Here is a 10,838-nt window from a genome sequence, read left to right as displayed (position 1 = left end):
GACTTCCCAAGGAGACCCGCCATGCCGAGTCCCAGCCGTTCCGTGCAGACCCTGACCGACCTGCTGCGCTGGCGCGCCTCGAACCAGACCGAGGCCCGCGCCTATACGTTCCTCCAGGATGGTGAAGGCCAGGCGACCACGTGGACCTATGGCGAGTTGGATCGCCAGGCCCGCGCCATTGCCGCGGCGCTGCAGGAGCACAAGGGCGCTGGCGAGCGAGCGCTGCTGCTGTATCCACCGGGGCTCGACTACATCGCGGCGTTCTTCGGCAGCCTGTACGCGGGCGTGGCCGCGGTGCCAGCCTATCCTCCCGCGCAGCTCCAGGCCGTCACGCGCATCCTCTCCATCCTCCAGGATGCGAAGCCGCGCTTCGCGCTCACCACGCGCGAAATCCTGGAGAGCGTGAACGCGCTGGCCGACGCCTACCCCGTGCTGCGGGACATCCAGTGGATTGCCACGGACGCACTGGAGGAAGGGCTGGAGGACGGCTGGAAGCGCCCCGCCATCACCGGCGACACGCTGGCCTTCCTCCAGTACACGTCAGGCTCCACGTCGACGCCCAAGGGCGTGATGGTGCTGCACCGGAACCTGATGTCCAACGAGGAGATGATCCGGCAGGGCTTCAGCCACGACGACCATTCATCGGTGTGCGGTTGGCTGCCGCTGTACCACGACATGGGGCTCATCGGCACGGTGCTCCAGCCAATGTACATGGGCACGCACTCCGTCGTGATGTCTCCGTGGTCCTTCCTGCAGCGCCCCATCCGCTGGCTGAACACCATCACGAAGTACCGTGCGACGACGAGCGGCGGGCCCAACTTCGCCTACGCGCTCTGCACGCGAAAGGTGAAGCCGGAGCAGCTCGCTTCGCTGGACCTGAGTTCGTGGCGTGTCGCCTTCAATGGCGCGGAGCCCGTGCGGGCGGAGACGCTGGCGGAGTTCGCGGACACCTTCGCGCCCGCCGGCTTCCGCCGAGAGGCCTTCTATCCCTGCTATGGGCTCGCGGAGGCGACGCTCTTCGTGTCGGGAGGCATCACCTCCGAGCTGCCACGCCACCTCACCCTGGATGCGGCGGCGCTCGAGCAGAACCGCGCCGTGGCTGCCCCGCCGGGCCCGTCCGCGCGGACGCTCGTCAGCTCCGGGCGGAGCTGGGGTGACAGCCTCATCCGCATCGTGAATCCAGAGACGCTGGTGGCGTGCGCACCGGGCGAGGTGGGCGAAATCTGGACGGCCGGTCCCCACGTCACTCACGGCTACTGGGGACGCGAGGAGACGAACGCGGAGACCTTCCAGGCGCGCATCCAGGGCAGCGAGGAAGGTCCCTTCCTGCGTACCGGTGACCTGGGCTTCATGATTGACGGCGAGTTGTATGTCACCGGCCGCATCAAGGACCTCATCATCATCGACGGCCGGAACCACTACCCGCAGGACCTCGAGCTGACGGCCGAGAGCCAGCACCCGGCACTGCGTCCTGGCTGCTCGGTGGCGTTCTCCGTCGACCATCCGGAGGGCGAGCGGCTGGTGGTGCTGGTGGAGGTCAGCGCCCGCTTCGCGCCCTCTGAACAGGGCGATGGCGCCCAGGCCCTGGACGCGAGCGCGCTCCAGAAGACCATCCGGCAGGCCGTGGCCGCCGCGCACTCGGTGGACGTCCACGAGGTTGTCCTGCTCCAGCAGGGCGAGGTCCTCAAGACGTCCAGCGGCAAGGTCCAGCGGCGCGCCTGCCGGGCGAAGTACGTGGAGGGCAGCCTCCAGCGCTGGGCCGTGTAGTCTGTCCCGTGCGGCGTGATGAAGCAGTCCCTCGCTACCTGCGAGGGCCGAGCACGATGATGGCCATTCCCAGGATGGCGACGAGCGCGCCCACGAGGTCCCACGTCGTGGGCCGCTCCCCTTCCACGAGCCATAGCCAGACGAGCGCCACGGCGATGTACACCCCGCCGTAGGCCGCATAGGTGCGAGCCGCGCCCGTCGGGTGAAGCGTCAGCAGCCACGCGAAGACGGCGAGGCTCCCCGCCGCGGGTACGAGGAGCAGGGGCGACTTCCCCTGACGGAGCCAGAGGTAGGGCAGATAGCAGCCCACCACCTCGGCCACCGCGGTAACGACGAAGAGCCCGAAGGCGTACAGCAGATGCACGGCGAGGAACCTTTCGTGAAGCGCGGTCGAGGTGCTGCCGCGTGTCCGAGTCCATGCGCCGAGCCTTCCACCAATCCCCCGCCCTTCCCAATCCAGAACCTGGCCTCTGGCATCGGCTCACCCGCGGACACTCCGGGAGCGAATCGGACGCTCAGGCCTGCTGGCGCCTTGTATGCGCACGGCGACTGAGGCATCCGGAGGGCGGCGGGAAACAGCACCCGCGCCGTCCGGGAACGGCCCACGCCGCTCCCCCCTGGACATCCCACCGGGTACCCGCGACATGACGCTCATCCCGCCGCCAGACGTCCAGGACGCAGCCCCTCGCAGGAAACGGTGGCCGCGAGCAGTGGCGTGGACCCTGGGCGCACTCATCGTGCTGGAGGTCTCCATCAACGTGGCGCTCAACATGGGCGCCGTCCAGGCCATCATGCGCCGGTCCACCAGCCGGACCGAGCTCGCCTGGAAGCGCGCCTGGTGGCTCTGGCCCTTCGGACAGCTCCACCTTCGTGACTTCACGCTGACCCAGCAGAATCAAAACCAGTGGTGGCAGGTGAACATGGACGCGTTGGACGCCAACGTGTCGCTGACCGCCCTGCTGCGCAAACGCGTGGACGTGCAGCGCATCGACGGGCATGGCGCGCGCTTCCGGATTGAACCGTCATTCGGCATCGAGATGGAACCGCCACCGGGCCCGGACTACCGCCCGTGGGTCATCCAACTGGCCGACGTAACGGTCCACGAGGTTCGCGAGTTGGACTTCGGCCGGGTCCGCTTCGTGGGGAACCTGGACGTGCAAGGCTCGCTGGACATCAAAGGCCGCGAGCGCATCCACGTCGAGACGCCCTCGATTCGAGTGGTCTCCGGGGCCATCGAGTTCGACCGGAAGCCCGTCACCCGGCTGGAGCGCCTGGAAGCCAAGGCACAGCTCGAGGTCCCCTTCACGGACGACGAGGGCTGGGACCTCTCACGGGCGCTCAGCGCACAGGTGACGAGCCAGATGGAACTGCTCCCACTGGACTGGCTGAACGAGCACCTGGGGTCGAACAACGCCGTCTCCCTGAAAGGGGGCGAAGGCAAGGTGGACCTGGACCTCCACCTCAAAGACGGCGGGCTGGCCGATGACAGCCGCATTGACGTCCAGGGCCAGGAGTTGAACGTGCGGGCCGGTCCCATCCGAGCGCGTGCGCCCTGGGCACTCAAGGCCTCGCTGGCTTCGGAGAGCCCGGACACGCGGAAAGGGACCGCAACGCTCACCTTCGCGCCCGTGCGGGTGTCCGGTCCCGAGGGCACGGGTGCAGAGGTCCCTGAAATCACCCTCACTGTCATCGCGCGGCGCAGCGCGGAGCAGTCGGACTGGGAGCTGGAGCCGGACCTCCGCGTGGCCAGGAGCCGGCCGCTGGACTTGAGGATGCTCAATCCCTGGCTGGCGCGGACGATGGAAATCGACTCGGGGTTCATGACGGTGCAGAGCCGGGAGCGGTCGAAGTCCGCGAAGGCTCAGGACTCGCTGCGGCTGAGCGTGGACTCCGACCTCGTCTCTGGACGCATGGGAAGCGTCAAGGTTCTGTTGCGTGCCGAGGCGGATGTGGACGCCCGGAACATGTCGTGGGACACGAAGTCCCTGACACTGACGGGGACGACGCTCCGGCTGACGAATGTGTCCACGAATGGCCCCGTGCCCATCCGCGCTTGGAGCGGCGTCTTCACCCTGCCCCAGGCCCGACTGTCCCTGTCTCCGACAGTGCTGTCGGCGCGCTTCGCCAGCAAGCTCACGGACACACAGCCCGTCGCCGCACTGCTCACGTCCGCCAAGAATCTGCCGCGCTTCCTGACGTCCCTGCTCAACGTCCGGGACGTCACGGTGACGGGCCGGGTGCAGATTGACGAGGGCGGGCTCCAGTTGCGCGAACTGCAGGCGGACGGAGAGGGCTTCTCCCTGCGAGGACACCTGGACCTCGCAGGCGGAGAGCTGCAGGGCGCGCTCCTGGCGACCCTGGGCGCCCTCACCGGTGGAATCGAATTCAAACCCGGCGGACAGGACCTGCACCTGCTGAACGCGAAGCAGTGGTTCGCGAAACAGCCTGAGCCACCGTTCCGGTAGGAGCACTTCGAGCTGTCCCTGTCGCAGTTCGTCTTCCAAGACGGCCAGGATGCAGCGCGTGATGCCCAATCCCGCCACGCACATCTGGTGGAGGGTACGTTGATTGTTGCTGGAGCCCCCCGGCTGTGGCGACCGCGCGCCACGCATGCCGCGCCTCAATCGACCCCAAAGTCACCTTGCATTTCCTGTGGGATCGAGGCGCCCTGTCAGGAAGAAAACCCATTTCCACGTCTGGCGAGCAGATCGCTCGGGACCGAGATCTGGCCCCGCGAAGGTTGGCCGTGTCGTTCCCGTTGCCCTCCGCCCGTCATGTGGTATAGAGCCGCCCCGAAGCGCGAAGTACCCGCCCCGTTGCCAAAGCTGTTGCACGGACAGCGGGCGAGCAGGTAGGAAGGCAGTGGAAGTTCCGCAGTAAAAGCCGTAGGTTGCATCCCACTTACGGCCAGGTAGCTCACCTGGTTAGAGCGGCGGTCTCATAATCCGCAGGTAGTCAGTTCAAGTCTGACCCTGGCCACACAGAAGCCCCTGGAATCGTTGAGATTCCAGGGGCTTTTCGTTTGCTGCGCCCTGCTCCGGACCTCAGGCGGCCCGCGCGCGCCACCACTGGCGCACCTGGCACTCCAGCGTGGAGCGCAGGGGCACCCAGGCCGCGGTCGACCAGTGCCACTGGGACAGCCGGTGGAACCACCAGTACGAGACCGAAATCGACACGTCCACGGACGACACGTAGTGCCACCAGTGGATGGGGATGAAGAGGATCTCCCCAGGGCCCAGGAGGACGTCCACCCCGCGCGCACGGCTCAGGCGCGGGAAGCGCTCCAGGTCCGGCTGCGCGACGTTGACCGGGCTGTATCCCCCCAGGCAGCGCCCGCTCGAACAGTTCTCATGCCACGGCGCGTAGAGGTTGGGCGTGTCCTCCGGCGCGAAGAGCGTCAACCGCTTGCGCCCCAGCACCTGCACCAGCAGGTTGTCGGAAGGGTCGCGATGCAGCGACGTGAAGGCGCCCGCCGGGCCGAACCAGAAGATGGGTGACAGCCGGAGCTTACGGCGCACCCGCTCGGGGTAGGGCCGGTGATGGACCTGGTAGGCATCCAACGAGCCGACATCCCGATGCAGTTCGGGCAACTGCGCCATCACCGAAGCGAAGTTCAAATAGTACTTCGGGCTTTCCGACGACAGCAGTTCCACATACCGGGCCAGCGTCGTCTGGAGCACCTCCTTCTCCCCCCAGTGCAGCGTCGGGTCCTGACGGCGCTGGACCTCCACCTGCACGGGCGTGTCTCCAAACCTGTCCGCGAAGAAGCGTGGCGTCCACCGGCCACAGGCGGGCCATGTGGATGCGATTCCCGTGAGGATGACGGGCCGGCCTTTCGAAACGAATTCCCGATAGAACTCCTCAGGAGTCGGATTGTCGATGCGCTCAATACCGTTGGAGGCATTCTGCATGGCAATGCGCCTATGAGATAAGAGAAGGTATTCACCAGACTCCCGGCTGGCGCCGCGCGCCCTGCCTGGCCTTGAAAGGACATACCATGAAGGCTGCTGACCCGAGGAGCGTGGGCTTCGCATCACTGGCAGCATTCTTATGCAATCACTGTGGAAAACGATTGGACGACGCTCCGCGGTTCCACTGCTTTGAATGCGCCATGGATTCGTGCGAAGCCTGCATCAAAAAGCAACCCGCCGGCCGTTGGCTCGAAAGCCATGGCCCCGGACACACGGTGGGCTGTTTCCAGCAGCCGCCCATGCCGGGAGGCGCCCGCCTCCAGGAAGAGGTGCGGCGCTTCATCGCGGACGTCCAACGGGACCACACCTACTCCGGGGTCAACACCTATCTGGGAAACACGGTGATGAAGACGCTGCTTCCCCTGCTACAGCGCGCGGCGACCGAGCAGGTCGCGCCTCCGGACGATCAGACCGTGCGCATGATGGAGATGTTCCATGCGCACCTGCGCCGCAGGGTCCAGGGCAGACTCGTGGACTACTTCGAACGCCCCCCCCTGCTCGGCCGGGACGTCCCCGACACCGTCTTCGCGCTGAGCCAGGGCGTCTCCGATTGCATGCGATGGCGAGGCATCCCCCTGTTCAAGACGGTGTACGACCTGGCGCTCTATCCACGCCTGCTGTCGGACCTGCGGCCGCGCACGATCTTCGAAAGCGGAAGCGCGAATGGTGGCGGCGCCCTCTGGCTGGCAGACCAGCTCACAGCGCTGGAACTCGACTGCCATATCCACACATATGACCTGGTGAAGCCAGACGTCTCTCATCCGCGGGTCAGCTTCATGCAGGGGGACAGCCGCAAGATTCAGAAGGTCTTCACGCCGGAACTGCTGAGAGCAGCACCTCACCCCTGGCTTTTCATCGAAGACGCCCATGTCAACGTCGACGGAATCCTGACGTACCTCCACGAATACCTCCGGCCGGGCGACTACGTCATCGTGGAGGACCCCGAAAGCGGACGCGTGTCAGGCGAAGAGTCGCTCGTCGAAGACCAACTCGGCAGGTTTCTCTGGCACCACCGCGAGGCCTACCGGGTCGATACCTTCTACACCGATTTCTTCGGCTACAACGCAAGCTGCGCCATGGATGCCATTTTCAAGCGAGTCTGAACACCACCCCGTTTGAAGGAGGGGCCCGCGGTGCCCCGCCAAGGCAGCGCGGCCCCGCCCGCCAGGATTCATCAACCCACCGGCATGGAGGCCGCCGTCGCCCCCTGGCGGCCCAGGATGCGCAGCAACTGCTTGCGCGCGAAGTGGTAGTTCACCCGGGCCGTGGTGCCCACCGAGGCGAGCGTCCACCACCAGAAGTTCAGCGAAATGGACAGCTCCAGCGTCCGGACATGGTGCCACCAGCCCGCGGGGATGAACAGCAGCTCGCCAGGCTCGAGAATTGTCTCGTAGGGCTGCGCCTCCGCGAAGCGCGGAAACCTTCGTGCATCCGGCGCCTCAATGTCCACGGGGCTGAAGATGACGGTGGGCATGTCGAGCGCCGGGTAATACAGGTGGCGCGAATCCTGGGGCGAGTACAGCGTCCACTTCTTGCGCCCGGAGATCTGGGCATTGAAGTTCTCCTGCCGATCGAAATGCACCGCGGACACGGTCCCCGCGGGCCCGAGCCAGAAGCCGGGACGCAAGGTCAGCCGGTCTTGAAGCGCTCGAGGGTAATGCGGCGGGATGCCCCAGGTTTGCGGCGGTGATTCGAAGTCCCCGAGCAGTTCGGGGGCCGCATCGAAGATGTTGGCATACGTCACGTAGTACGCCCCTGGCGGATGTTCGCCAGACACCATCCGAGCAATGGTGTCTCCAAGCCGGGCCTCTTCGTAGTAGCGGTTGCGCAGGAACTCGAGGGGATCGTTCGACGGCACCGAGGCCCTGCTTCGCTCGACGACGACGCGGTGGTCTCCAAACCGTTGCTTGAAAGAGTCCGCGCTCCAACGCGTCACAGCCGGCCAGTGGCTGACCACTCCGGTGAGCACCACCGGGCGGCGCTTCTCCAGATAGTGCTCACGGAAGAAGGCGGGCGTGGGACTGGAAATCCGCTCAATGGCAATGGGGTGCTTGGTGTTCATACCTCTCCCAACGGAAGCCGGACTCTAACAATCATTGTCACGACACCGCAGCCAATGTCCATCAGCGCCCCCGGAGCCGCGTTCCTCCAGCGCCAGAAACTTCAACCCCGCGCACACGCCGCGAAGAGACACCGGCAACAAACAACGCACCACGCAAACATATTCCATTCCAGCGCGGCAGCCGCTTTACAACGCAAACGCATCCACCAACAGCGCTTGCATTGAAAAGGAAAGCAGATAGTAATGCCTCCCAAGCACATAACCATTCGCGGCCGCTGCCCTCGAGGGCGCGCCGCGGTTCGCCTGGGGAGCGACGTGCCTTCAAACACCGCCTATATCGTTTCCCGCTCCGTCTTCATCCAGCTCGACGGAGCGGGCCAGCTCGTCGCGGCCAATTCGGTTTCCCGTTCCCCCTGCGTTCTCGAGGAAGACGACCTCGCGATCCTGCGAGCCTTCAGCCACGCACGAACGCAAGAAGCCGCGCTCCATACCGTGCGGCAGGAGCGGTCGCTCAGCCCGGAAGCCTTCGCACAAGCCGTCGAGCGGCTCAGGGGAAACAACATCCTCACCCCCGTGCGCGCCGACTACCGCGCCGAGGACAGCGGCTATGTGCCGGCGTCGACCGGCTTCGCGTCATTCGCGCTGCACCATTGGATGCTGAGGGATTCAGTACGGGTGATGGCGTACCGCTCCGCCATCCTGCCCCACGTCCGGGACAAGGTGGTCGCGGACCTCGGCTGTGGCACCGGCATCCTCTCGATGTTCGCCGCGCAGGGCGGCGCGCGCCATGTCTATGCATTGGAAGAGAGCGAGGTGGCCGCGCTCGCACGGATGATGTTCCGGGCCAATGGCATGGAGGACCGCGTCACGCTGTTGACTGGCAACAGCAAGGACGTCCAACTCCCCGAACCCGTGGATGTCATCGTCCACGAAATCCTGGGCATCGACCCCTTCTTCGAAAACGTCATCCCATACATCGATGACGCAAGGAGACGCTTCCTCCGCCCGGGCCAGGGCACCTTGATTCCTCACAAAATAGAAGTCTGTTGCGTTGGGGTGGAGCCGGAGTTCGTTCCCTCCATCGCCCACCGCGCCAGGTTGGAAGCGCGTGAGTTCTCCGGGATGTATGGCCTCGACTTCTCGCCCTACCTGCACGTGCTGGAACAGGCGGATGAAATCAATGACGACGCCACGTTCCCCCGCCGGGCCAATGACTTCCGCGTGGGCTTCTTCGAGCAAGCCATTCTTTCGGAGGAGTGCGTGGTGCGCACCATTGACCTGGCGGGTGACCTGGAGGCGCAGACGGCGGGCGAGACGCTGTCATCCCTGAAGATACGGGCCGGCGGGCGGCTGGGCTCACTCCTGATGTTCTTCAGGGCCCACCTGGACGACCGGTTGGTGCTGTCCACCTCTCCCTTCTCGCCCCGGACGCACTGGGGCTGGGCGGTGAGGGACCTGCCGCGGGCCCTCTCGGTGAACGCGGGTGACGAAATCACGCTCACCTCCAGCCTGCTCACCGTGGCGGGCCGCCAGAAACTGAAGGTCCTACCGAAGTAACCGACGCATCCACCAGGAGCCGTTCCGATGAGCCAGCTTCGCGACCTGAGCGCTGTCGATGCCCTGTATGCCTCCGGCTATTTCGGCCCCAAGGCCCACGAGGCGCCGGAGTTCTACTGGGCGTCGTTGATGGGCGCCCTGCTGCCTTACAAGGACGACGAGGGACGCCCCTTGGGAGAGGAGATGGCGCCCTCCCACGTCCAGGCCGGCGTGCCCATGGAGATGCGGGAATGTCCTTACGCGGGCAGCCGCCGCAAGCACGCCCATCCCATGAATGTCTCCTCGCTGCGCCAGTTCAATCAGCACTGGCCCGCGGTGGTGGGCGGGCTGGCCGTCCTTCGCAACGCGTACCTGAAACAGGCGCAGCGCCCGCTCGACGGCCCCATCACCATGGTCGACCTGTGGAAGTTCAGCCGGCTGGGGGTCGCCCTCTCCGCGTACCTGCTGCGGCGCGGGCAGCTTCCGCTCCAGGACGGCCACCTGCCCGCGGTGACGGCCATCCTCTACCGCATGCTCCTGGGCATCAACCGCGTGGCCCACCTGCAGGTGTTGATCATCATCTCCGCGGGCCTGTACGACCAGATGGAGGCGCTCGACCCGGCGGTGCTCTACGAGTTCACCGACGCGAACGAGCTCTTCATCGGGATGAACTCGGTGTGCGCGGGGCCGCGCGGGCTCATCGAGGACTCCTTCCGGGTCCTCATCTCCGGCCAGCTCCCGCCCCAGGCCGACCCGGGCCCTGTCAGTGCGCTGGTGAGCCGCCCCTTCCTCGAGTACGGCAACCTGCTGATGGGGTTGGACGCGCAGAAGTACCTGTTCGGCGTCCGGGCCACCTCGCTCGCCCACGAGCTGTCCAGGCAGCTGTCCCAACCGCGCGCGGGAGAGCCGGGGCCGGGCGAGCTCGCCGCGGCGCTGGAGGCCTATCAGCGCAGGACGGAGGAGCAGGTCAGCTCGCTGGCCCGGGAAGTCGCCGCCGCGGAGCAGGAGGTCCGCGAGCGCACCGTCCGGGACCTGGAGCGCTTCCGGGCGGAGTTGGACCAGGAGCAGCACGCCATCTCCGGCCAGGGCCTGGGCGCGCAGACCCGCGAGCTCGAGGCCCTGACCTTCCCCGAGGACACCCCCGCGCGGGTGATGGCCCTGCTGGAGAAGGCCCGCCCCGCCGGCCCCGCGCTGCGTCCCTTCGCCGAGGCCCTGACAGAGTATCTGCGCCTCGAACGCGCCAACCTGGCCATCTTCGAGCGCCTGCAGGGGCGAATCGAACATGCGCTCGGCCGCGACGGAGCGACGCTTCAGTTGGGTAACACGGACGTAATGGAGGCCTTTGGTCCGAAGTTGCGCGACTTCGCCTCCGAGTTCTTCAGACTCGACATCCAGAGCGGCGCCCAGAGAACCGTGCTCCGCCACGGCGCCGACACGCTGGTGCTCTGACATCCGCAGTCCACCTGATTCCTGCCCAGCCATCTTTGCCGGAGGTCTCCGCC

8 protein-coding genes and 1 tRNA gene are annotated in these 10,838 nt (G+C 66.2%); 6 read left to right on the top strand and 3 right to left on the bottom strand.

Annotated features, from left to right (window positions below):
- Positions 1-21 precede the first annotated feature (21 nt).
- Complete coding sequence (locus tag F8M74_RS01750; protein WP_141252773.1) at positions 22-1,767, top strand: fatty acyl-AMP ligase; 1,746 nt, start codon at positions 22-24, stop codon at positions 1,765-1,767.
- A 34-nt stretch (positions 1,768-1,801) separates the two neighbouring features.
- On the opposite strand, the gene F8M74_RS01745 is transcribed toward F8M74_RS01750, so the two are convergent.
- Positions 1,802-2,131, bottom strand: a complete 330-nt coding sequence (locus F8M74_RS01745; protein WP_140798873.1) for a YnfA family protein — start codon at positions 2,129-2,131, stop codon at positions 1,802-1,804.
- Between the two features lie 346 nt (positions 2,132-2,477).
- Between F8M74_RS01745 and F8M74_RS01740 the strand changes: the two genes are divergently transcribed.
- Together F8M74_RS01740 and F8M74_RS01735 are read left to right on the top strand one after the other, a co-directional pair.
- Positions 2,478-4,232, top strand: a complete 1,755-nt coding sequence (locus F8M74_RS01740) for a hypothetical protein (protein ID WP_228559497.1) — start codon at positions 2,478-2,480, stop codon at positions 4,230-4,232.
- Between the two features lie 440 nt (positions 4,233-4,672).
- Positions 4,673-4,746 (top strand) — tRNA-Ile (locus tag F8M74_RS01735).
- A gap of 65 nt (positions 4,747-4,811) precedes the next feature.
- On the opposite strand, the gene F8M74_RS01730 is transcribed toward F8M74_RS01735, so the two are convergent.
- Positions 4,812-5,678 (bottom strand): cupin-like domain-containing protein, encoded by an 867-nt coding sequence (locus F8M74_RS01730; protein WP_141252774.1) that lies wholly within the window; start codon positions 5,676-5,678, stop codon positions 4,812-4,814.
- Positions 5,679-5,764: 86 nt separating this feature from the next.
- Between F8M74_RS01730 and F8M74_RS01725 the strand changes: the two genes are divergently transcribed.
- On the top strand, positions 5,765-6,841 hold the full coding sequence (locus tag F8M74_RS01725; protein ID WP_228559499.1) for a CmcI family methyltransferase: 1,077 nt from the start codon (positions 5,765-5,767) through the stop codon (positions 6,839-6,841).
- A 71-nt stretch (positions 6,842-6,912) separates the two neighbouring features.
- On the opposite strand, the gene F8M74_RS01720 is transcribed toward F8M74_RS01725, so the two are convergent.
- Positions 6,913-7,800 (bottom strand): cupin-like domain-containing protein, encoded by an 888-nt coding sequence (locus F8M74_RS01720; protein WP_141252775.1) that lies wholly within the window; start codon positions 7,798-7,800, stop codon positions 6,913-6,915.
- 315 nt (positions 7,801-8,115) lie between these two features.
- Between F8M74_RS01720 and F8M74_RS01715 the strand changes: the two genes are divergently transcribed.
- Both F8M74_RS01715 and F8M74_RS01710 read left to right on the top strand, forming a co-directional pair.
- A complete protein-coding gene (locus F8M74_RS01715) occupies positions 8,116-9,357 on the top strand; it encodes a 50S ribosomal protein L11 methyltransferase (protein ID WP_228559501.1) in 1,242 nt (413 codons plus the stop codon).
- A gap of 27 nt (positions 9,358-9,384) precedes the next feature.
- Positions 9,385-10,785, top strand: a complete 1,401-nt coding sequence (locus tag F8M74_RS01710; RefSeq protein WP_141252777.1) for a hypothetical protein — start codon at positions 9,385-9,387, stop codon at positions 10,783-10,785.
- Positions 10,786-10,838 lie beyond the last annotated feature (53 nt).

The organism is Myxococcus sp. CA023 (assembly GCF_010998615.1).
Lineage (GTDB): Bacteria > Myxococcota > Myxococcia > Myxococcales > Myxococcaceae > Myxococcus.
This window is presented reverse-complemented; position numbering and strand designations above follow the sequence as displayed.

Excerpts from the sequence above, each read along its gene's own strand:
- F8M74_RS01730 (WP_141252774.1), bottom strand. The coding sequence starts at position 5,678 with ATGCAGAATGCCTCCAACGGTATTGAGCGCATCGACAATCCGACTCCT.
- F8M74_RS01720 (WP_141252775.1), bottom strand. The coding sequence starts at position 7,800 with ATGAACACCAAGCACCCCATTGCCATTGAGCGGATTTCCAGTCCCACG.
- F8M74_RS01750 (WP_141252773.1), top strand. The coding sequence starts at position 22 with ATGCCGAGTCCCAGCCGTTCCGTGCAGACCCTGACCGACCTGCTGCGC.
- F8M74_RS01710 (WP_141252777.1), top strand. The coding sequence starts at position 9,385 with ATGAGCCAGCTTCGCGACCTGAGCGCTGTCGATGCCCTGTATGCCTCC.
- F8M74_RS01725 (WP_228559499.1), top strand. The coding sequence starts at position 5,765 with ATGAAGGCTGCTGACCCGAGGAGCGTGGGCTTCGCATCACTGGCAGCA.